The organism is Streptomyces sp. NPDC052040, assembly GCF_044548405.1.
GTDB lineage: Bacteria > Actinomycetota > Actinomycetes > Streptomycetales > Streptomycetaceae > Streptomyces.
Genome location: NZ_JBIUBV010000010.1, coordinates 94857 through 117287 on the forward strand (window position 1 = coordinate 94857; position 22431 = coordinate 117287).

The 22431-nt window shown below is 71.0% G+C and carries 14 protein-coding genes and 1 tRNA gene; 4 read left to right on the forward strand and 11 right to left on the reverse strand.

What is annotated here, in order from left to right:
• The first annotated feature begins 416 nt into the window (after positions 1-416).
• The 4 genes from ACIHAA_RS20990 to ACIHAA_RS21005 all read left to right on the forward strand — a co-directional run bounded on the left by ACIHAA_RS20990 (position 417) and on the right by ACIHAA_RS21005 (position 4668).
• Positions 417-1370: a nucleic acid/nucleotide deaminase domain-containing protein gene (locus tag ACIHAA_RS20990; protein ID WP_399819271.1), complete on the forward strand. Its 954-nt coding sequence runs from the start codon at positions 417-419 to the stop codon at positions 1368-1370.
• 62 nt (positions 1371-1432) lie between these two features.
• Positions 1433-2005: an SUKH-4 family immunity protein gene (locus tag ACIHAA_RS20995; RefSeq protein WP_399819273.1), complete on the forward strand. Its 573-nt coding sequence runs from the start codon at positions 1433-1435 to the stop codon at positions 2003-2005.
• 42 nt (positions 2006-2047) lie between these two features.
• On the forward strand, positions 2048-2923 hold the full coding sequence (locus ACIHAA_RS21000; RefSeq protein WP_399819275.1) for a nucleic acid/nucleotide deaminase domain-containing protein: 876 nt from the start codon (positions 2048-2050) through the stop codon (positions 2921-2923).
• Positions 2920-4668 carry a hypothetical protein gene (locus ACIHAA_RS21005; protein WP_399819277.1) on the forward strand — a complete coding sequence of 583 codons (1749 nt, stop codon included), beginning with the start codon at positions 2920-2922 and terminating at the stop codon, positions 4666-4668. The genes ACIHAA_RS21000 and ACIHAA_RS21005 overlap by 4 nt, the downstream gene beginning before the upstream one ends.
• Before the next feature lie 252 nt (positions 4669-4920).
• Here the strand turns inward: ACIHAA_RS21005 and ACIHAA_RS21010 are convergent.
• The 11 genes from ACIHAA_RS21010 to bldG all read right to left on the reverse strand — a co-directional run bounded on the left by ACIHAA_RS21010 (position 4921) and on the right by bldG (position 22416).
• Positions 4921-4997 (reverse strand) — tRNA-Thr (locus ACIHAA_RS21010).
• Positions 4998-5100: 103 nt separating this feature from the next.
• Positions 5101-6759, reverse strand: a complete 1659-nt coding sequence (locus ACIHAA_RS21015; RefSeq protein ID WP_399819279.1) for an alpha/beta hydrolase — start codon at positions 6757-6759, stop codon at positions 5101-5103.
• Between the two features lie 115 nt (positions 6760-6874).
• Positions 6875-8080 (reverse strand): DNA polymerase III subunit delta', encoded by a 1206-nt coding sequence (locus ACIHAA_RS21020; protein WP_399819281.1) that lies wholly within the window; start codon positions 8078-8080, stop codon positions 6875-6877.
• Positions 8081-8240: 160 nt separating this feature from the next.
• The gene (gene tmk / locus ACIHAA_RS21025; protein WP_399819283.1) at positions 8241-11738 is read right to left on the reverse strand and encodes a dTMP kinase; all 3498 of its coding nucleotides are present in this window, start codon (positions 11736-11738) and stop codon (positions 8241-8243) included.
• Between the two features lie 384 nt (positions 11739-12122).
• Entirely contained in the window at positions 12123-15026 is a 2904-nt protein-coding gene (gene topA, locus ACIHAA_RS21030) for a type I DNA topoisomerase (RefSeq protein ID WP_399819286.1), read from the reverse strand.
• A gap of 255 nt (positions 15027-15281) precedes the next feature.
• The gene (locus tag ACIHAA_RS21035; protein ID WP_399819288.1) at positions 15282-15479 is read right to left on the reverse strand and encodes a hypothetical protein; all 198 of its coding nucleotides are present in this window, start codon (positions 15477-15479) and stop codon (positions 15282-15284) included.
• Positions 15480-16142: 663 nt separating this feature from the next.
• Positions 16143-17663, reverse strand: a complete 1521-nt coding sequence (locus ACIHAA_RS21040) for a methyltransferase (protein WP_399819290.1) — start codon at positions 17661-17663, stop codon at positions 16143-16145.
• A 63-nt stretch (positions 17664-17726) separates the two neighbouring features.
• Positions 17727-18332, reverse strand: a complete 606-nt coding sequence (locus ACIHAA_RS21045; protein WP_399819292.1) for a small secreted protein — start codon at positions 18330-18332, stop codon at positions 17727-17729.
• A 392-nt stretch (positions 18333-18724) separates the two neighbouring features.
• Positions 18725-21127 carry a sodium-translocating pyrophosphatase gene (locus ACIHAA_RS21050; RefSeq protein WP_399819294.1) on the reverse strand — a complete coding sequence of 801 codons (2403 nt, stop codon included), beginning with the start codon at positions 21125-21127 and terminating at the stop codon, positions 18725-18727.
• A gap of 405 nt (positions 21128-21532) precedes the next feature.
• Positions 21533-21970 (reverse strand): ATP-binding protein, encoded by a 438-nt coding sequence (locus ACIHAA_RS21055; RefSeq protein ID WP_399819297.1) that lies wholly within the window; start codon positions 21968-21970, stop codon positions 21533-21535.
• Positions 21971-22074: 104 nt separating this feature from the next.
• Positions 22075-22416, reverse strand: coding sequence for an anti-sigma factor antagonist BldG (gene bldG / locus ACIHAA_RS21060; RefSeq protein WP_010986038.1), 342 nt, complete (start codon positions 22414-22416; stop codon positions 22075-22077).
• Positions 22417-22431 lie beyond the last annotated feature (15 nt).

The following is a 22431-nucleotide window of genomic DNA, read 5'->3' on the forward strand; positions in this document are numbered from 1 at the left end:
CCGCGGCAGTGCGTGGCGGTGCCTACCAGGGAGCCGCGTGCGAGCAGTTGCTGGCCGAGCAGGCGCGGCAGTTGACCAGCTACACGGACGAGTTGGTTGATGCCTGCTATTGCGTCGCGATCACCTGAGTAGCTGCCGAGGACGAAGGATGGGGCTGTGCAGGAAGCCGATGATGCCGACCGCGACATATGTGGCGCATCAGGCCGCGGCAATGACGATGTGCGTTCTGGCGGAGGTGGCGATCGCGAAGGCCGCCGAGCAGGTGCTCGGCGGCCCTGTCGGCAGCGAGCCGACACGTACAGGTCGATCCAGTTTCAGGCGCTTGGAGCGCGCGCGGTGACCATGCACGACCGCGCAGAGAAGGTCCCCGCCCAGGCGGAGGCGTTCCAGCTCAACATCGCGGGGGTGAGTGTCCGGTGACCAACCCAATCGTCAAGGCGCTGGAGCACGGGGCTCAGAAACTGGGAAAAGCGCTCGGCGAGGACGCCGGCAAGGCTGTGAAGGATTTTTATCACTCGACGGGGAAGAACCTGAAGAAGGTTGCCGACAACACCGTTGAGATTGATAAGAAGCACGCCGAAGATTTCCACAGGATTCACCGCTGTGAGCCCAGCAGGGATGAGCTTCGGGGGCAACTGGGAGACAGGCCTGTCTACCTATTGGGTGACAGGGGGAAGATCCAACGGCTCACCGGGAAGGGCCCAGCCGATTTGACCGACGCGGATCGGGATCTGCTGGGCGTGCCACTGAAACTGAATGGAGCGAATAAAGACACCGTTCCCCGTCGGCCAAAAAATCCGAACAACCCCTACGCCTGGGGCGCAAGCACCAATGAGGAGAGGGCCTCGCGAGCCCGGAAGCACTCAACGGAGGTCCCGTTCCATGAGGATGACCTGTCCCGGGCGACCGCACTGGCGCGGCACGAACAGGGAAGCTACGGAAACTACACGCCCCACAAGCTGACCGGTGAGCCGGTCTTCTCCAGCAACAACTACGCCGCCATGCGGGTCCGATACGATCAGGAAGGGGGTGAGCGAGAATTCATTATGGTCGGCCGGAGCAACAATCCGATCCACTCCGAGAAGGTGCTCGGGATACCATTCCTTGAAAATGGGAGTGGCCACCACGTGAAGGATCTCTACACCGAGCGGGCACCGTGCAGTAACAGCAGCGACTGCTCGGCCTGGGTGCAGAAATGGATGCCCCATACCAACGTCACACACAGCATCGAGTACGGTCCGTCTTTGGAATCAGTCGAGCACGGAAACCGCGAGATTGAGGACCGGCTCAATAGAATATACCCGGGTGAGCGACCGGAAGAAAGAAGCCCTTGGACAAATTTCCAAGGGCTGCATAATAATGAGCATTAGTTCCCGCGAATGCTATGATATGGGTCGGCAGATGACCATCCCGACCGGAAGTGCAGAATTTTATGAGCCCTTTGATCGACCGGTCTCGGATGGAGTCGGTCTTCAGCGCCGACGATCTGGTCGCTCTGGACGACGGCGTGCTGACTGCCATCGCGCACGAGCCGACCCGGGTCTTCCTGCGCGAGGTCGGTCTCCCGGACCAGGTGGGCTGGTTCGAGATGGACCCGTTCCTTCTCGACGGTGACCTGCGGATCGGCGGTGAGGCGTGGCAGGCCGTCGCGGAGAAGTACCCGAATTGCCCATTCGGCATGTCGACCTGGCTGACGCTCGGAGGGATCGCCCTTGACGACGTCATCGTGGATACCGCCACCGGCATTGTGTACTGCATCCCGGAGGACGGTGCTCCGCACCTGCTCAACAGCAGCGTCGACGCCCTGGCGTATTTCCTGCACGCGCTGGAGGAGGAACGGCCGGAGTACGACGCCGAGGCCAGCACCGACGAGGGCGTCGACCCCGAGGGCGCCGCGGACAGGCTCGTGCACCGGATGCGCCAAGCCGACCCCGTTGCCATGGAGAATCCAGAATCGTCCTGGTTCGCGGTCCTAAGGCATGTGCGCAACCTTCTGCAGGATTAGCGCCGCGCGCGGATCTGCCCACCACCCGTTGAGGAGAATGACGTGACAAGCTCCGGCGAGCGACTCGCCGTCCGGTTCGGCGAGACCGGAGTCCGGCGATTCGAGGGCCGGCACACCGTGCCGACTATGCCAGAAGCTGCCGTGTTGGCACGGATCGGCGCCCTGACCCTGCCGCTTCGGGTGAACCCGTACTTCCACACCCTGCGGGAGGAGCCCGCCTCCCTCCGCGAGTACGCGGAGTCCATCGGCAAGGACCTCGACGCGCCTGGTCACCTGTCCTGGGCCAGGCTCGGCTCGGACCGCGCTTTCGAGCTGTGCGTCACCCCGGAGGGAACCGTCCGAGGCATCCTCATCGGCTACGACGAGCCCGAGCGGTTCGTGAACTCCACCCCTGAGGCGTTCGCCGACGGCCTGCTAGAGCTTGACGCCCTTCTGGAAGCCATCGCCGCTACCGATGACCCCGAGGAGGCGGCCACCACCTTCCACGCCACGGAACGGGCACTGCGGGCCGCCGACCCGCAGGCCTTCGCCGACCCGGAGAACTGGTGGCCCCTGGTGCTGGAAGACATCCGCACCACCAGCAGCGTCGAGGTCTACGCGACATTCGAGTTCGTTGCCCCGGACGGCGACAGGCACCGGGTTACCGAGTCGGGGTCCATCTGCGTGCATCCCGAGGAGCGGACCTGGTCAGCCATGTACGCGGCTGGTATCGAACCCGAACAGATCACCCGCATCCACACCGAGCTGCAAGCGTGCTTCATGCCGGGCCACTACTGCGCGCTGTGGCTGCAGTTGATGTTCCCGGACGCCTCGCTGACCCACAACGTCGCCTACGGCGACACCGCCGCCGAACGGGCCTCCGGAATCCGGCGACTGCGGGAGGCCGTCGCCAAACCCACCGGAGCGGACCGGCCATGACGGCATCCGGCATCGCGGCCGGGCTCCCCTTGGATGCCCCGGCGGCCCGTCTCGCCCCGACCCTGCTCGCCTGGGCCACCGGCCTCCAGCGCGACCAGCCCCGCACCATCTGGGTCACCGGACCCCGTGGGGCCGGCAAGACCCGCCTGCTGGCCTGGCTGTTGGCCACGTCAGGGGAGCATCCCGGCATCACCGTCCACGCGGTGGGCTTCGCTCAAGGACAGATCGCCCGGACGCTGGCCTGGCAATTGGGCCGGCACCTCGGCTACGGCCCCCTCGAACCGGCCCAGCTGGCCCAACGCCTCGCAGCCGACCCGCGGCCCGTGCTTCTCGTCGTCACCGACCTGCACCGGGCCGGCCGGGGCCCCGCGCGTCTGCCAGCCTCCTCACCGGGCGCGATCGTCAGCGACCTCATCACACCGCTGCTGCAACTCCCGAACGTCCGCATGATCATCGAAGCCGACACCGCCGCCCTGGCACACGCCGACGAGGCGATGATCCTGGACCTCGGTCATACCGCCGGACCAGACGAGTCGGGCACACACCTGGCCGAGCAGAGCGACGAGAGCCGGCTCCCTGCCTCCCGGCCCGCCACCGCAGGGCAGCGGGACTGGCGAACTGCCGCGCCCGACGAGCGCGAGCACGCGCTCGACCGGGCGCTCATCACCGGCAGGGTCGGCGAACTGCTCGCAGACCCCGGTTACCTGGCGCTCGGCTCAGTCCCAGCCATCACAGCCACGCTTGCCGATCACACCGTCCCCGCGCCCAAAAGTCTGCGGGCCATCTGGACACGGGCCGCCCCCATACTGTCCGCCCCCGGCCTTACGGACACCGAACGGGCCGCGCTGCTGCACACAGCCGCGGTCGGCCGGGATCCCGCTCTCGCCGAGTACCTGCGGCCATTGGCCGAGTCAGGCTCCTGGGCCACCCGCTGGTCACTGACGCACCGCAAGGCGGACGCCCTCGCCCTCCTGCCCGGCGACGCCGCATCGGCAGACACCGCCGTGACCGCGGACGCGCTGGGCCGACTGAACCAGCATGCGCTCGCCGACGGACACACCGTCGCCACCCCCGGCTTCGGGGCACTCTGGACGCCCGCGGCGCTGACCGCGCTGTCCTCGGACTGCCTGCTGGCACTTGACCGTTCAGGAACCCTGCACCCGATCCGCTTCACGACCACGAGCACAGTCCCCATCGGTGCCGACCGACTCACCTTGCACCACAACGCCGCCTCGCTGGTCTCCCCCGCAAACCGGCCGACCGCCGTCGCGACCACCGGTCAGCATGTCGTAGTGGCCGACAACCACGGCCGCATTCACATCTGGCCACTCCACGACCCAGCCGTGGACCCGCGCACGATCCAGTTGCACCGCACCTCCGTGACCGCCGTAGCCTGCCTGGAACCTGCCGAAACCGACGGCATCCTGGTGATCAGCGGCAGCCTGGACGGCACCGTCAGGCTCTGGGACTCCACAACCGGAGAAGCCATACCCAGCCCGGTGGAGCGTCGCGATGCTCTGCCGACCGCCCTTGCCGCAGCCGACACGGACGCCGGACCTGTGCTGGCCGTTGCCTGGTCCGACCAGCGACTCCACCTCTGGCATCTGCTGAGCGGACGGATGGCTGACCTGCCGACGCTGCACCAAAGCCAAGCCCTGGCGGTCACCCGTGACGGCCACCTGGTGGCCGCCGGGCGAGACGGCGTCCACAGCACACGCCTTGACCTCGCCGCACTGTGGGCTTGACCCGCGGCAAACAACCCAGTTCGGGAAGCCGGTTCCGGAGGTGGCCGAGGATCTGGGCATCCATCCCGGAACGTTGCACAGCTGGGTCTCGCGTACTCAGCGCAACAGGCCACCGGCCCCGCTCGCTCCCCGAACAGCACCTCTAAGCTCCCGCTGTCCGCATGCGCTCCCCTCACCCGCGCGAAAGCCCGTCGACCATCACCAAGGGAAAGCAAAAGGCCCAGGTCAAATAGCATCTAACCTGGGCCTGAATGGAGCCGCCTTCGGGATTCGAACCCGAGACCTACGCATTACGAGTGCGTTGCTCTGGCCATCTGAGCTAAGGCGGCGGGCTGCGCGCACTATGGTGCGATCAGCAACGCGGTAAGTCTACACAGTTTCCCGAGGCGGTCCGACCACCCCCCGGGGGGTGCTTCCGGGGGGTGGGGGCGGCTAGGAGCAGCGTGTGTCCTTCGCCGGGGGTGTGCCGCGGAGCAGGTAGGTGTCGATCGCCGCGTCGATGCACTTGCTGCCGCGGCCGTATGCCGTGTGGCCGTCACCCTCGTAGGTGAGGAGCCTGCCGGAGGAGAGCTGGGAGGCCAGGGAACGGGCCCAGGGGTAGGGGGTCGCCGGGTCGCGGGTCGTGCCGACCACCACGATCGGCGCCGCGCCCTGGGCCGTGATGCGGTGCGCCCGTCCGGTCGCCCGCACCGGCCAGTACGCGCAGCTCAGCGACGCCCAGGCGAGTCCCTCGCCGAACACGGGCGACGCCTTCTCGAAGGCCGGGAGCGCCTTCTCCACGTCCTGCGGGCCGGAGAAGGCGGACGGCAGGTCCAGGCAGTTCACGGCGGCGTTGGCGAACATCAGGTTGGCGTACCGGCCGTGGGCGTCCCGTTCGTAGTAGCTGTCGGAGAGGGCGAGCAGGGCGGAGCCGTCGTGGCGCTTCATCGCGGCGGTCAGCGCGGTGCGCAGCTGGGGCCAGGTCCCCTGGTCGTACATCGCGGCGATCACTCCGGTCGTGGCCAGGGCCTCGCCGAGCCTGCGGCCGCTGCGGTCGCCCGTCGGGAGCGGGGAGCCGTCGAGCTGCCGGAAGAACGCGCTCAGGTGTTCGCCGACCTTGGCCGGGGGTGTGCCCGGGACACCGAGCGGGCAGCCGGTCCGGCGGACGCAGTCCTTCGCGAAGGACTGGAACGCCGTTTCGAAGCCCGCCGTCTGGCCCTCGTTGAGCCTACGGGCGGGCAGGGACGGGTCCATCGCGCCGTCCAGCACCATCCGGCCCACGCGCTCCGGGAACAGCCCGGCGTAGGTCGCTCCGAGGAAGGTGCCGTAGGACGCCCCGACGTAGTTCAGCTTCCGGTCGCCCAGCACCGCGCGGAGGATGTCCATGTCGCGGGCCGCCTCGACCGTGGAGACATGGCGCAGCAGCGTCGGCGAGCGGCGGCCGCAGCCCTCCGCGAACTTCTTGTCCGCGGCGACGAGCCGGTCCACCTCGGCCTGGTTGTCGGGGGTGAGGTCGGTCGCCGCGTAGGCGTCCATCTGAGGTCCGGTGAGGCATTCGACCGGCTCGCTGCGGCCCACGCCGCGCGGGTCGACGCCCACGATGTCGTAGCGGGCGCGGACCTCCGCCGGGTAACCGACGCCCGCGTACTGCTCCAGGTAGCCGACGGCCGAGCCGCCCGGGCCGCCCGGGTTCACCAGCAGAGAGCCGAGACGGGTGCCCTGGCTGGTGGCGCGTTTGCGGGCCACGGCCAGGCTGACATCGCCGGCAGCCGGGCGGGCGTAGTCGCGGGGCGCCTTCATCGTGGCGCACTCGAAGCCGGGGACCTTGCAGGCGGTCCAGGTGAGCTTCTGCGCGTAGTACGGGGACAGCGCCGTCGGCGTGGAGCGGGGCAGCGCGGCCAGGGCCGCGTCCGCGGTCGTCGCGGTGGTCGCGTCCCTGGCGGAGCAGGCCGATGCGAGCAGGGCGGTGGCGGCGAGCAGGGCGCCGCCCGTCCGCAGCATCCGGGACGGCCGGAGAAGGCCGAGGAGGCGGCGGGACACGGGCGAGGTGAGACGGCGTGGACGGCGGTTACGGGGCGTGGGGGACGGTCCGGAAATGCGCCTGGTCTGCATCCCGTGAGCGTAACCCTGTGCAATGAGCCAATCGCCGACCGTCGCGGACGCCGCTCGTACGAGTGACGCGGTCAATGCGCCGGAGCCCCCGCACACCGCCAGGACCCGGAAGATCTCAGCCGGTGCGCAGGGCCATGGTCATGGCTTCCACCGCCAGCAGGGGCGCCACATTGCGGTCCAGGGCGTCCCGGCAGGCGGCGATCGCCTCAATGCGGCGTAGCGTCGACTCCGGTGAACTGCCCCGGGCCAGGCGGTCGAGGGCGTCCTGCGCGTCCGTGTTGGCCAGGGCGATACGGGAGCCGAGCTGGAGGGCGAGCACATCGCGGTAGAAGCCCGTGAGGTCGGTCAGGGCCTGGTCCAGGCTGTCGCGCTGGGTCCGTGTTCTACGGCGCTTCTGCCGGTCCTCCAGATCCTTCATCACGCCCGCCGTGCCGCGGGGCATCCGGCCGCCCTGCACCGCGCCGAGCGCCGCCTTCAGCTCCTCCGTCTCCTTGACGTCCACCTCTTCGGCGAGCTGCTTGGAGTCCTCGCCGGCCGCGTCGACCAGCTCCTGAGCCGCTCTGAGGCAGCCGCCGATGTCGTCGAGGCGGAGCGGAAGCTTCAGCACGGCGGCCCGGCGGGAGCGGGCGCGCTCGTCCGTGGCCAGCCGACGGGCGCGGTCGACATGGCCCTGGGTGGCGCGGGCGGCGGCGAAGGCGGCCTCCGGATCCAGGCCGTCCCGCCGGACGAGCATGTCCGCGACCGCCTCCACGGACGGGGTCCGCAGATTGAGGTGGCGGCAGCGGGAGCGGATCGTCGGGAGCACGTCCTCCAGGGAGGGGGCGCACAGCAGCCAGACCGTGCGGGGGGCGGGCTCCTCCACGGCCTTCAGGACCGCGTTCGCCGACTTCTCGTTCAGCCGTTCGGCGTCCTCGACGAGGATCACCTGCCAGCGGCCGTTCGCCGGTGAGGTGAAGGACTTGCGGACCGTGTCGCGCATGTCGTCGGCGAGGATCTGGGTGCCCACGGCGGCGACCGTCGTCACATCCGCGTGCGTGCCGATCAGGGCGGTGTGGCAGCCGTCGCAGAAGCCGCAGCCGGGGGCACCGCCGAGCGCGCGGTCGGGGCTCACGCACTGGAGTGCCGCGGCGAACGCCCGCGCGGTCTGCGCACGGCCCGCGCCGGGCGGGCCCGTGAACAGCCAGGCGTGCGTCATCTTGGACGCCTCGGGCGGTGGGGCGCCCACGGCGGCCGCGGTGACGAGGGCGTCGGCGTCACGGGCAGCCGCGCCGAGCTGCTCGCTCACCTTCTCCTGTCCCACGAGGTCGTCCCATACGGTCACGGGACACCGCCTTTCCACCCTGCCGTCGTACCTGCACACCTGCGTTACGTGTGAACTCGCCTGTCGCGGTCCATTGTGCGGGCCGCCACTGACAACGGGCCCGAAGCCCGCCTCCTCGGCCTTCCCGGCCTTCCCGGCTTCCTCGGGTTCTTCGGCCTTCTCAGCGGCGGCCGGGGCCCCGCTCGTCGTCCCTGTCCCCCCTGTTGTTCCTGTCGTTCCTGCCCTTCCGGTCGTTCCTGCTGCTCGCGTCGTTACCGGCGTCGTTCCAGTCGCCGTCCTCGCGCGGGCCGAGCAGTTCGTCCGCCAGGGTCGGGAGGTCGTCGAGCGGGGTCTCCTCCGCCCAGTCCGGGCGGGGGCGGCGGCGGGGGCGGCCCTCGGTGTCCAGCTGGGGCAGCTCCCGCGTACGGTCGTCGGCTCCGTCGGTCCGCGGCTCCGCGCGCTCGTCCCGGAAGTAGCCCGGAGGCACCCGGTCCGCGGGGGTGTCCGAGCGGTCCGCGGGACCGGCCTGGCCACCGCCCCGCACGGACGGCAGGACCGCTGTCTCGTCGGCGGCACCCGGCACCACCGGCGGCAGCACGGCCGTCTCGTCGGCGGCTCCCGGTGCGACCGCGGGCAGCACGGCCGTCTCGTCGGCGCTCTCCGGCGCCGGCGGCCTCGGCAGCTGCGCCGTGGTCTCCGCCTCGCTCTCCACCGGACGCACCGGCGGCAGCACCGCCGTCTCGTCCGCCGCCCCGCCGGACGCACCCGGCGATGCCGGGAACGGCGTGGGCACGGTGGTCTCGCTGTCCGGCCGGGCAGCCGGGGTCCCGCGTCGCGAGGAACCGCCTCCGGAAGCGGACCGACCGCCACCGGCCGCATCCGAACCCTCGGTACCCGAAGCCCCCGTGTCCGAAGCCCCTGTGTCCGGAGCCTCCTTGCGCGGGGCCTCCTTACGCAGGGCCGTACGCGGGGCCTCCGTACGCGGAGCCTCCGTACGCGAGGCCTCCGTACGCGAGGCCTCCGTGCGCGGGGCCTCCGTACGCGGGGCCTCCGAGCGTGACGACGCGGACGAGGTCGAAGCCGCCGCCTCGGCCGCGGCCCGCCGCGCCTGTTCGGCCCGCAGCAGCGCCTCCTCGGCCTTGCGCTGCTTCTCCAGCCGCAGTTCCTCGGCCTCGGCCCGCAGCCGGGCTTCCTCCTCGGCCTGCCGACGCCGGGCCTCCTCCTGCGCCGTGCGCCGGGCCTCCTCGGCCTGCCGGGCCTGCTCCTCGGCCAGCAGCCGCGCCTTCTCCTCCTCAGCGCGCCGACGGGCTTCCTCGGCCCGCTCCCGGGCCAGCTCGGCCTGCCGTTCCGCCTCGCGGCGCTGGGCCTCCTCCAGCTCGCGCCGCTTGCGCTCCTCCTCCTCGGCCCGGAGCTTGGCGAGCTGTTCCTGACGCTCGCGCTCCTGCCGCTCCTCCTCCGCCTTGCGCGCGGCCTCTTCCTCGGCCTTGCGGCGGGCTTCCTCCTCGGCCTTGCGGCGCGCCTCCTCCTGGGCCTTCACCTCGGCCTCGGACAGCGGCAGCAGCCGGTCGAGCCGGTGGCGGATGACGGTGGTGACGGCCTCGGGCTCCTGGCCCGCGTCGACGACCAGATACCGCCCGGGGTCGGCGGCGGCCAGCGTGAGGAAACCGGACCGCACCCGCGCGTGGAACTCGGCGGGCTCCGACTCCAGCCGGTCCGGGGCCTCGGTGAACCGCTCGCGCGCGGTCTCGGGGGCCACGTCCAGCAGCACGGTGAGATGGGGGACGAGACCGTCGGTCGCCCACCGGTTGATCCGGGCGATCTCGGTGGGGGACAGATCCCGGCCCGCTCCCTGGTAGGCCACGGAGGAGTCGATGTACCGGTCGGAGATCACGACCGCGCCCCGCTCCAGGGCGGGCCGGACGACCGTGTCGACATGCTCCGCACGGTCCGCCGCGTAGAGCAGGGCCTCCGCGCGGTGGGACAGACCGGCGCTGGAGACGTCCAGCAGGATCGACCTCAGCCGCTTGCCGACGGGCGTCGCCCCCGGCTCACGGGTCAGCACGACCTCGTGCCCCTTGGCACGGATCCACTCGGCGAGCGCCTCGGCCTGGGTGGACTTCCCGGCCCCGTCACCACCCTCCAGGGCGATGAAGAAACCGTTCCCCGCAGGCGTTTCCACCGGGTCGTCGCCGCGCAGGGCGTCGCGCAGGTCGTGCCGCAGCGGCACCCCCGAGCGGTCGTCGACCTTGGCGAGGACCAGTGCCGCCACCGGCAGCAGCAGCGCGCCGACCAGCATCAGGGTGAAGGCGGCGCCACCGTGCGCGAAGACGAACCTGCCGTTCTGGAGCCGGTGCGGGCCGATCGCCGCGGCCACCACCGGCGCCACCAGCGCGGTGACGGCGACACAGACCCGTACGACCGCCTGGAGGTGCTCCGTGATGCGGGCCCGGCGGTGGTCCTCGGTCTCCTGGTCGAGCAGCGTGTGCCCGGTGTTCGCCGCGACGCCCGCGCCGATGCCCGCGAGCGCGGCAATCAGCAGCACGGAGGTGACGTCCGGGACCAGACCGGCCGCAAGGAGCGCGATTCCGGTGAAGGCGATCGCCAGGGCGAGCAGTCGGCGCCGCGACAGCGACGGCAGCACGCGGGGTGCCGTACGGATGCCGACGGCCGTGCCGCCGGTCAGCGCGAGGACCAGCAGGCCGTACAGCACCGGACCGCCGCCGAGGTCCTTGGCCAGCAGCACGGAGACCGCGACGGCGGCCGCCACGGCCCCGGCGACGGCCGCGCAGGCCGGGATCAGCAGCGGGATCACGCCCGTACGGCCCTTGTCGACGCCGCCGTCCGTCCGGGGCCGGCGCAGGCCCTCCAGGGGGGACCGGGGGCGCGGGGTGCGGGCGTCGGGCAGTTCGAGGGAGGTGACGACGGAGAGGGAGGCCGCGAAGAGGCCCGCCGCGACATACGAGGCCAGCGCCGCCTGGTGCTGGCCGAACCAGAGGACGCCCGCTCCCAGCAGATTGCTCACCAGGGAGACGAGGACGAGCCCGGCGGCCGCCAGCGGCACCGCCATGAATCCCGTACGCAGCGACAGGCGCCGCAGGGCGTCCAGATGGTCCGGCAGCGGGCGCACGGACGCGCCCTCCGGCGGCGGGGCGGGCAGCAGGGCAGGCGCCGCGCTCTCGCGGCACACCGTCCAGAAGCGCTCGGCGACACCGGTGACAAAGGCGGTGACCAGCAGCAACGCGAGCGCGTTGCCCGGGGTCCAGTCGGTCCAGAGGGGGGCCACGATCAGCAGGGCGGCCCTGACGCCGTCCGCGCCGACCATGGTCCAGCGGCGGTCGAGCGGACCTTCCTTGGAGGTCAGCGCGGTGAGCGGGCCGAGCAGCACGGCTCCGAAGAGCAGCACGGCAAGGATGCGCGCACCGAAGACGGTCGCGATCGCGAAGGCCACGCCCCGGTAGCCGCCGCCGAAGGGGCCCTCGGTGATGGCCGCTTGGAGGGCGAGCATGACAAGGACGAAGAGGGCAAGGGCGTCGCCCACGCCGCCCACGAGTTGCACGCTCCACAACCGTTTCAGCTGCGGTCGGCGCAGCAGGGCGCGGACGGCACGCTCGCGGGAATCTGCGACCAGGGCGTCGTCGGGGGCCGGAATCTGGGCCGTAGGCTGCTCGGCTCGCGTCATGCGTTCAGCCTATCGGCAGGTACCGACAGCCCGTGGCAGGTGCCCGAACGCGCGCACGCCTCGTCATCGAAACGATGCAGGACGGCGCGCCCGGCACGGCCCAGCCGGACGGCACGCCCGGACGGCCCGCCCGGCCAGGCCGACGGGACCCGTACGGGGCCGCGGTACGGACACCCGACGGGTCTCGCCCGTCCGGTCTAGCCCGACCGGACGCGCGAACCGCACGGACCGCGCGAACCGCACGGACCGCGCGAACCGCACGGACCGCACGGACCGCACGGACCGAAGGAGCTGAACGGACCCGCAGGAGCTGAACGGGAAACGCGCTACGGCGAACCGGGGCCGTCCGCAAAGAAGCGGCACGGCCCCGCACCCGCTCAGCGCTCAGTCCTCGGCGCTGTCCTCCGAGGCCGCCGTCTTCGCCGCCGCGGTCTTTGCCGCCGCGGTCTTTGCCGCCGCGGTCTTCGTGGCCGTCGTCTTCTTGGCCGCGGTCTTAGTGGCAGCCGTCTTCTTGGCCGCGGTCGCGGTCTTCTTCGCCGCGGTCTTCTTTGCGGTCGTCTTCTTCGCCGCCGTGGACGCCGCCTTCTTGGCCGGTGCCTTCTTCGCGGGGGCCTTCTTCGCCGTCTTCTTGGCGGGCCCCTTGGCGCGCTTCTCCGCGAGCAGCTCGAAGCCGCGTTCCTGAGTGATCGTCTCGACGCTGTCGCCCGAGCGCAGGGTCGCGTTGGTCTCGCCGTCGGTGACGTACGGCCCGAAGCGGCCGTCCTTCACCACGACGGGCTTCCCGCTGACCGGATCCTCGCCCAGCTCCTTCAGCGGCGGCTTGGCGGCCGCGCGGCCACGCTGCTTGGGCTGGGCGTAGATCGCCAGCGCCTCTTCCAGCGTGATCGTGAAGAGCTGGTCCTCGGACTGGAGCGACCGGGAGTCGGTGCCCTTCTTCAGATACGGGCCGTACCGCCCGTTCTGCGCGGTGATCTCCTGCCCCTCGGCGTCGGCGCCGACCACGCGCGGCAGCGACATCAGTTGCAGCGCGTCCTCAAGGGTCACGGTGTCCAGGGACATGGACTTGAAGAGCGAGGCCGTGCGCGGCTTGACCGCGTTCTTGCCCGTCTTCGGGGTGCCCTCGGGGAGGATCTCGGTCACATAGGGGCCGTAGCGGCCGTCCTTGGCGACGATCGGGCGGCCCGACTCCGGGTCGGTGCCCAGCGCGCGCTCGCCGCTCGGCTTCGCGAGCAGCTCCTCGGCCAGCTCGACGCTCAGCTCGTCCGGTGCCAGATCGGCCGGGATGTCGGCGCGCTGGTGCTGCTCGGAGTCCTTCTCGCCCCGCTCGATGTACGGGCCGTAGCGGCCGACCCGGAGCACGATGTCGTTGCCGACGGGGAAGGACGACACCTCGCGCGCGTCGATCGCGCCCAGGTCGGTCACCAGCTCCTTGAGGCCGCCCAGGTGGTCGCCGTCGCCGTTGCCCGCGTCCGCCGCGACGCCCTCGACGGTGCCCTCGCCGAAGTAGAACCGCTTCAGCCACGGCACGGCCTGGGCCTCACCGCGGGCGATGCGGTCGAGGTCGTCCTCCATCTTGGCGGTGAAGTCGTAGTCGACGAGCCGCCCGAAGTGCTTCTCCAGCAGGTTGACGACCGCGAAGGACAGGAAGGACGGCACCAGGGCCGTGCCCTTCTTGAAGACATAGCCGCGGTCGAGGATCGTGCCGATGATCGACGCGTAGGTCGACGGACGGCCGATCTCGCGCTCCTCCAGCTCCTTGACCAGCGACGCCTCGGTGTAGCGGGCCGGGGGCTTGGTCGCGTGGCCGTCGGCGGTGATCTCCTCGGCGGTCAGCGGGTCGCCCTCGGCGACCTGCGGCAGCCGCCGCTCGCGGTCGTCCAGCTCGGCGTTCGGGTCGTCCGCGCCCTCGACATAGGCCTTCAGGAAGCCGTGGAAGGTGATCGTCTTGCCGGAGGCGCTGAACTCGGCGTCCCGGCCGTCGGCGGCGGTGCCGCCGATGCGGACGGTGACCGAGTTGCCGGTGGCGTCCTTCATCTGGGAGGCGACGGTCCGCTTCCAGATCAGTTCGTACAGCTTGAACTGGTCGCCGGTCAGGCCCGTCTCCGCCGGGGTGCGGAACCGGTCGCCCGAGGGCCGGATCGCCTCGTGCGCCTCCTGCGCGTTCTTGACCTTGCCCGCGTAGGTGCGCGGCTGCTCGGGCAGGTAGTTCGCGCCGTAGAGCTGGGTGACCTGGGCACGTGCCGCGGTGACCGCCGTTTCCGACAGGGTCGTGGAGTCCGTACGCATGTACGTGATGAAGCCGTTCTCGTACAGCTTCTGCGCGACCTGCATGGTGGCCTTGGCGCCGAAGCCGAGCTTGCGGCTGGCCTCCTGCTGGAGGGTGGTGGTGCGGAACGGCGCGTAGGGCGAGCGGCGGTACGGCTTGGACTCGACCGACCGGACCGAGAACCGGGTGTTCTCCAGGGCGGCGGCGAGCGCACGGGCGTTCGCCTCGTCGAGGTGGAGCGTGTTGGCGCTCTTCAGCCGTCCCAGCGAGTCGAAGTCACGGCCCTGCGCCACGCGCTTGCCGTCGACCGCCGCCAGCCGTGCCACCAGCGTCGACGGGTCGGACGAGTCGCCCGTGCGCCCGGTGCCGAAGGTGCCGGTCAGGTCCCAGTACTCGGCGGAGCGGAACGCCCTGCGCTCCCGCTCGCGCTCCACGACCAGGCGGGTCGCCACGGACTGGACGCGGCCCGCGGACAGCCGCGGCATGACCTTCTTCCACAGGACCGGCGAGACCTCGTAGCCGTAGAGGCGGTCGAGGATGCGGCGGGTCTCCTGGGCGTCGACGAGTCGCTGGTTCAGCTCGCGCGGGTTGCGTACGGCCTGCTGGATCGCGTCCTTGGTGATCTCGTGGAAGACCATCCGCTTGACCGGGACCTTGGGCTTCAGCACCTCCTGGAGGTGCCAGGCGATGGCCTCGCCCTCGCGGTCCTCATCGGTGGCGAGGAAGAGTTCGTCGGACTCGCGCAGCAGGTCCTTGAGCTTCTTGACCTGAGCCTTCTTGTCGGCGTTGACCACGTAGATGGGCTGGAAGTCGTGTTCGACGTCCACCCCGAGGCGGCGCACCTCGCCCGTGTACTTCTCCGGCACCTCCGCGGCGCCGTTCGGAAGGTCGCGGATGTGCCCGACGCTCGCCTCGACGATGTAGCCGGGGCCGAGGTAGCCCTTGATCGTCTTCGCCTTGGCAGGCGACTCGACGATGACGAGTCGGCGGCCGCCGTGCGCGGTCTCGCTGGTCGGGGACAACTTCGCTCTTCTCTCCGGTCGGCTGGGGCCTCCCCAGGCCTTCGTCCCGGGGTCGGGTCATGGTGACGCTGCGGAGTGTGACGGTACATCCCGCCCCCGTGTCAAACGGGAAAAGCCCGCAACGGCCACTCGAACGGTAACCCGACTACCGGCATTCCTGCCGCCCGGAGTGACGGACAGCCCTGCCGGGCCTTTCCGGAGTGTGATCTCCCCATTACCGGAGTCCCGGTCGGCGTGAACCCGGGAACCGTGATGTCAGAGGCGCGTGAGGCACCACGCCCCGGCGGCGAGCGCGGCCAGACCGGTGACGCTCGCGAGGGCGGCGGATGCGACGCGGCTCACACCCGCGGCGACGGGCTCACCGCGGTGCAGCCGGGTCGCGGTCCAGGTCAGCAGCCCGGCCCCGAACAGGGCGAACACCGTGCCCGCGAAGATCGCCGGTCCGCTCTCCATGGTCCGTTCCTCCCGCTCCCGCTCTGTCCAGCGACGGGAGGCTGCCACATCCGGACGGCGCCCACGCGAACCCCGGGTGAACACGCCAGGGCCCGCCCGGTCTACGTCACCCATCCGCCCCTGCCTGGCCCGGGGCTCGACTACCGGCCCGGGGCCCGGCTGCCTGGCCGGGGCCCGATCCCGATCCGCCTTCGATCCCGATCCGCCCTTGATCCCGGCTCCGGGCCCCGGCCGCGACCCCGGCGAAGGCGACCCGGAGTCGGCCGCAGCCCCGACCGTCCGGAATCGGCCGACGGACAGGATGTTGGCCGGTTCCGGCGCACGAGTGTCCGAGAGCCGTGAGCGTTTCCGGAGCTCACGGGAGACGTAGGCGTTCCCGGAGCATCCGGAGCATCCGGAACGTGCGGGAGACGTGCGCCTCTCCGGGACGCACCGGCGTGCACAGCTCGCAGGAGGCGGCCGTACCGGCGCACCCGCCGGTCCGACCCGGCCCAGTGCGCCGTACGCGCCCCGTCCCACCGCACACCGCTCCGGCCCCGGCCTGCCCCGCCTCGCGCCGCACCGCCCCACCCCCGGCCGCTCCAGGCACCGCGCAGGGCACTCCGCACCGCCCCCGGGCCGCCCCGCCCCCGGCCGCTCCAGGCACCGCCCCCGAGGATCCCGCTACCGGGCCGGGACCAGGAACCCCTGCTCCACCAGCAGCCGGATCTGCGCGGGCGTCCGGTCGCGCAGCGATACGGGGTCCTCGCCGACCAGTTGGGCGATGGCGTCGAGGATCCGCCCCGCGCTCAGCGTGCCGTCGCAGACGCCCGCGAAGCCCGCGCCGACCGTGTCCACCCTGGTGGCACGCCGCATCCCGCGGTTCTGGCGCAGCACGACGTGCTCGGGGTCCTCCGCCCCGGGCAGCCCGACCTGCTCCTGGACGACCTCGGCGGCCAGCCTGAAGTGCCCGGCGAGCAGGGCCGCATCGTCGTGCTGCCGCAGGTAGTCGACGCGGTCGAAGTGCGCGCGCACCGTGTCGCCGAGGGGCTGCTCGACGGGGTGCGGCCATTCCTCGACCGTGATCGACGGCTCGGCGGCGTCCGTCCGGCGCAGGGCGATCCAGCCGAAGCCCACCGCCCGGACCTTGCGCGCCTCGAACTCGTCGAGCCACGCGTCGTAGCGTGCCTGGTACTCCGCCGAGTCGCCGCGGTGGTCACCCGCGTCCCGCAGCCACAACTCGGCGTACTGGGTGATGTCCTGGATCTCCCGCTGGACGATCCAGGCGTCACAGCCGCGCGGCACCCATGAGCGCAGCCGGTCCTGCCAGTCCTCCCCCTCGACGTGCTGCCAGTTGGCGAGGAACTGCGCGAACCCGCCCGGGTTCAGCCGCTCCCCCGACTGCTGAACGAGCGTGCGGCACAGATCGTCCCCGCTCATCCCGCCGTCGCGGTAGACGAGCCGGGCGGCCGGCGAGATCACGAAGGGCGGGTTGGAAACGATCAGATCGTATGTCTCGTCGTCCCGGACCGGCTCGAACAGCGAGCCCTGGCGCAGGTCCGCGGCGGGCGCGCCGGACAGTGCCAGGGTCAGCGCGGCGATGTGCAGGGCGCGCGGGTTGACGTCGGTCGCGGTCACACGCGTGGCGTGCTGGGCGGCGTGCAGGGCCTGGATCCCGGAGCCGGTGCCGAGGTCCAGGGCGGAGCCGACCGGGGTGCGCACGGTGATACCGGCGAGGGTGGTGGACGCGCCGCCGACGCCGAGGACGACCTGCTCGTCCCCGCTGCCGATGCCGCCCGCCCCGCCGACCGCGCACCCCAGGTCGGAGACGATGAACCAGTCCTCGTCGCCGGAGCCGCCGTACGGCCGGACGTCCAGGGTCGCGGCCAGTTCGCCGCCCCCGGTGCGCGCCAGCCAGCCGGCGTCCAGGCACGTGTCCACGGGCAGGACGTCCGCCAGCCGCGCGGGCGGCACGGGCTGTTGCAGCAGGAACAGCCGTACGAGGGTCTCCAACGGCGTGTCCCCGCGCGTGGCCCGTAGCGCGGGCACGGTCTCGCTGCGGGCGAGCGCCGCGTACGCGGGCGCACCGAGCAGTTCGAGCAGCCCGTCGGCGGTGAAGGAGGCCGCCAGCAGGGCATCCCGCAGCCGTGCGGTGACATCGGTGCGATCGGTGGAGGGCAGCGTGGACAGACTGGAGTTACTCACGCCCCCATTGTGGCTCGGGTGGGGCGGCCCTCACCGCCCCACCGGGCAACCGAAACGCGCCGTTCAGCCGGTCGTCGCCGGGGCCGAGGCGGGCGCGGAGGCGGTCTTGCAGCTTCCCTGCTTGGCCATCGCCGCGCCGACGTCGCCGGCCTCCAGCTCCTTGAGCGCGTTGTTCCCGCTCTTGCTCAGCTTGTCGAGCTGGGTCGCGATGCCGGTGAGCCCGTCGGCGAACTTGGCCTGGTTCTTGATCTCGAGTCCGTCCACCTGCTTCTTCAGGGCGGCGTACGCCGTGGAGATGCCGTCGAGTTCCTTGACCGCGTTCTTCTGCTTGGCCGCGCCGTTCTCGACCTCGGGCGCGCCCGCCCGCTGCACGGACGCGCTGATCGCCTTGTAGGCGTCGGACATGTCCTGGAAGGCCTGGGCGTCCGCCTTCTGGACCTGCTCGGGCGTGCTGTTGTCCGAGGTCTCCTTCTGGATCGCGGCGCTGGCGTCGGCGATCTTCTTCGCCTGCGGCTGCACCGCGTCGCAGACCTGCTTGGCCCAGCCGTCGAGCTTGTCGTTGGTGTCGCTCTTGTCGCTGCTGGTGCACCCGGACAGCGCCAGTACCAGTACCGCACCGCCGGACAGCGCGGCCGCGAGCTTCTTGTTCACCGGATTGGTCCCTTCCATGGCTCTCGGCCCCGGAACATACACGCCAACCCGGCGACAGCCGCGTACCGATTGTCGCCTTCGCACCTCTTTCCGGTTGATTGCACCAGGAGAGATAAGGGTCACGCAGAGAGGGACGAAAACGGACGGGGCGGGGGGGGGGGGGGGGGGGGGGCCCCGCCCCCCCCCCCCGGGGGGCCGCGCGGGGCCCCCCCCCCCCGCGGGGGGGGGGGCCCCCGCCCCCCACACCCCCCCCGCGCCCGCGTGTGGGTGGGTCCCCCCCCCGCCCGCCGCCGCGCCCCCAGCGCGCCCACAACCCGGGCGGGGGGGCGGCCGCCGCCCCGCGCGCCCCCCCCCCCCCCGCCCCGTTGTCCCGTACTGACCAGGCACTGAAGCGGGTGTCGTGCGACCGGCTACGAAACCACCGCCGCGTCGGGCGACTTGGCCACCCGCTCGGCGCTCTCCTCGTCGCCCACGGCGATGCCACGGCGCTTGGAGACATACACCGCGCCCGCGATCACCAGCAGCGCGAGGGCCGCGATCAGGATCCGCACGGCGAGGTTCTTGTCGCTGCCGTACGAGAACTTGATGACCGCCGGCGCGATCAGCAGCGACACCAGGTTCATCACCTTGAGCAGCGGGTTGATCGCCGGGCCCGCGGTGTCCTTGAAGGGATCGCCGACCGTGTCGCCGATCACCGTCGCGGCATGCGCCTCACTGCCCTTGCCGCCGTGGTGACCGTCCTCGACGAGCTTCTTGGCGTTGTCCCAGGCGCCGCCGGAGTTGGCCAGGAAGACCGCCATCAGCGTGCCGGTGCCGATGGCGCCCGCGAGAAACGCGCCGAGCGCGCCGACACCCAGGGTGAAGCCGAGGGCGATGGGCGCCATCACCGCGAGCAGGCCGGGGGTGGCCAGCTCCCGGAGGGCGTCCTTGGTGCAGATGTCGACGACCCTGCCGTACTCCGGCTGCTCCGTGTAGTCCATGATCCCGGGCTTCTCACGGAACTGCCGCCGCACCTCGAAGACCACGGCTCCCGCGGACCGCGAGACCGCGTTGATCGCCAGCCCCGAGAAGAGGAAGACGACCGCGGCACCCACGATGAGCCCGACCAGGTTGTTGGGCTGGGAGATGTCCATGACCAGGTTCATCGGTCCGCCGTCGCCGACCTTCTCGCCCACGTCCTGAGCGGCCGTGGTGATCGCGTCGCGGTACGAGCCGAAGAGCGCCGAGGCCGCGAGGACGGCGGTGGCGATGGCGATGCCCTTGGTGATCGCCTTGGTGGTGTTGCCCACGGCGTCCAGGTCGGTGAGCACCTGCGCGCCCGCGCCCTCGACATCGCCGGACATCTCGGCGATGCCCTGCGCGTTGTCGGAGACCGGCCCGAAGGTGTCCATGGCGACGATCACGCCGACCGTGGTGAGCAGACCGGTCCCGGCCAGCGCCACCGCGAACAGCGCGAGCATGATCGAGGTGCCGCCCAGGAGGAACGCTCCGTACACCGCGAGCCCGATCAGCAGCGCCGTGTAGACGGCCGACTCCAGGCCGATGGAGATACCGGCGAGGACGACGGTCGCGGGTCCGGTGAGGGCGGTCTTGCCGATGTCCCGCACCGGGCGGCGGCTGGTCTCGGTGAAGTAGCCGGTCAGCTGCTGGATCAGGGCGGCGAGCACGATGCCGATGGCCACCGCGACCAGTGCGAGGACCCGCGGGTCGCCGCCCTTGGCCCGGATCGCCGCGTCGGTGACGCCCTTGAGGGAGGCGTACGACGACGGCAGATAGATGAAGACGGCCGCGGCGACCAGCGCCAGCGAGATCACCGCGGAGATGAAGAAGCCCCGGTTGATCGCGGACATGCCGCTGCGGTCGGCGCGCCGCGGGGCCACCGCGAAGATGCCGATCATCGCGGTCACCACGCCGATCGCGGGCACGATCAGCGGGAACGCCAGCCCGGAGTTGCCGAACGCGGCCTTGCCGAGGATCAGCGCGGCCACCAGCGTCACGGCGTACGACTCGAAGAGGTCGGCCGCCATTCCGGCGCAGTCGCCGACGTTGTCGCCCACGTTGTCGGCGATGGTCGCGGCATTGCGGGGGTCGTCCTCCGGAATGCCCTGCTCGACCTTGCCGACCAGGTCGGCGCCCACGTCGGCGGCCTTGGTGAAGATGCCGCCGCCGACACGCATGAACATGGCGATCAGCGCGGCACCGAGGCCGAAGCCCTCCAGGACCTTCGGGGCGTCCGCCGCGTAGACCAGCACCACACAGGAGGCGCCCAGCAGGCCGAGCCCCACCGTGAACATGCCGACGACGCCGCCCGTGCGGAAAGCGATCTTCATCGCGTGGTGCGAAACAGTGGTCAGATCCTTTTTCGGCTCACCCTTCGCCGGGGTCGCCTCGCGGGCCGCGGCCGCGACCCGCACATTGCTGCGTACGGCGAGCCACATACCGATATAGCCGGTGGCCGCCGAGAACGCCGCACCGATCAGGAAGAACACCGACCGTCCGGCACGCTGTTTCCAGTCGTCCGCGGGCAGCAGCATGAGCAGGAAGAACACGACCACGGCGAATACGCCGAGCGTGCGCAGCTGCCGGGCCAGATAGGCGTTGGCGCCTTCCTGGACCGCCGCGGCGATCTTTTTCATGCTGTCGGTGCCCTCGCCCGCGGCGAGCACCTGGCGCACCAGGACTCCGGCGACCGCGAGGGCCGCGAGGGCGACCACACCGATGACCACTACGATCATCCGGTTGTTGTCGGTCAGGACCGCCGCTGCGAGGGTTGTGGGGTGGTCAAACTGTTGAGGGGTAAAAAGCCCCGCCATTCGTCCTCCTTGACGCTTGGGCTGAGCTCAAGATGTGGACGGATTGTAGGTACCGGAACCTGATCAAAACAGTGCGCGGTAAGCGGAATTGGCCTGCACGCGCCCTTCAGCAAAGATCGCACGCGGGACACGCAACCCGAAAGAGGTAACGCCCCAAAAGCATTGACTGGATCAGTTCTTGATCCAATTATCGCGTGATTGATCGTGAAGGAATTCACGAATAGCGGCAGGGCGGCTCAAAAAGATGTGACTGTACAACGTGGCCGCACAAGAAGAAGGGCCCTGCACACGGCAGGGCCCTTCGGACCGTAACGGCTGTGAAAGTCCGCTACGGGAAGAGAGGGGTGGGGTGGATGGGGTGGGACGGGGGTTGCGCGGTGAGGGTGTCCGCCGCGGTCCGGTCCGTCAGGCCGGGAGCGTGACGGACGGCGTGGTCGGCCAGCTCATCCTGATCAGGCCGCCGTCCTCACCGGCGGAGACCTCGACATCGTCCACCAGACCGCTGATGACCGCGAGGCCCATCTCGTCCTCCTCGGTCTCGGCGTCGTCGGCCGTACCCGGGGCACCGGGCGCTCTGCCTCCGGACCCCAGATGCGGTGCCTCGTCGCCGACCTCGATGGAGAACTGCTTCTCCTCCTCGTTCAGCGACACCCGCACCGGCGCCGAGATGCCGTTGCTCTGGTGCAGTCCGACGGCGCGGCTACAGGCCTCGCCGACCGCGAGCCTGACCTCGTCGAGTACGGCCTCCTCCACTCCGGCCCTGCGCGCCACCGCTGCCGCCACCAGTCGGGCGGTCCTGACGTGCTCGGGCAGCGCGCTGAAGCGGAGTTCAACGGTGGCCATGCATCCCCCTCGGAACTCGGGCGTGCGATCAGGGGGCCGGGCCACCCGGCCCGGTCCCCCCGCTCTTACTTCGACCGTCCGGGCAGCGCGGCCCGGAAGCGGGGTCAGTCGGTGGCCGCTACCGCTTCCTCGACCGAGGTGTGGATCGGGAACACCTTGGTGAGACCGGTGATGCGGAAGATCTTGAGAATGCGCTCCTGGTTGCACACCAGGCGCAGGGAGCCCTCATGGGCCCGCACACGCTTCAAGCCGCCCACCAGCACGCCGAGCCCGGTGGAGTCGAGGAAGTCCACGCCCTCCATGTCGACGACGAGGTGGAAATTCCCGTCGTTCACCAGCTCTACCAGCTGCTCGCGCAGCTTGGGCGCGGTATATACGTCGATTTCGCCACCGACCTCGACGACCGTACGATCGCCGACGGTACGGGTCGACAGGGACAGGTCCACGGATCCTCCAGCACC

Bases quoted from the DNA above. Each gene is read 5' to 3' on its own strand.
- ACIHAA_RS20995 (WP_399819273.1), top strand. From the start codon at position 1,433: ATGAGCCCTTTGATCGACCGGTCTCGGATGGAGTCGGTCTTCAGCGCC.
- ACIHAA_RS21005 (WP_399819277.1), top strand. From the start codon at position 2,920: ATGACGGCATCCGGCATCGCGGCCGGGCTCCCCTTGGATGCCCCGGCG.
- ACIHAA_RS21015 (WP_399819279.1), bottom strand. From the start codon at position 6,759: ATGCAGACCAGGCGCATTTCCGGACCGTCCCCCACGCCCCGTAACCGC.
- tmk (WP_399819283.1), bottom strand. From the start codon at position 11,738: ATGACGCGAGCCGAGCAGCCTACGGCCCAGATTCCGGCCCCCGACGAC.
- ACIHAA_RS21035 (WP_399819288.1), bottom strand. From the start codon at position 15,479: ATGGAGAGCGGACCGGCGATCTTCGCGGGCACGGTGTTCGCCCTGTTC.
- ACIHAA_RS21045 (WP_399819292.1), bottom strand. From the start codon at position 18,332: ATGGAAGGGACCAATCCGGTGAACAAGAAGCTCGCGGCCGCGCTGTCC.
- ACIHAA_RS21050 (WP_399819294.1), bottom strand. From the start codon at position 21,127: ATGGCGGGGCTTTTTACCCCTCAACAGTTTGACCACCCCACAACCCTC.
- ACIHAA_RS21055 (WP_399819297.1), bottom strand. From the start codon at position 21,970: ATGGCCACCGTTGAACTCCGCTTCAGCGCGCTGCCCGAGCACGTCAGG.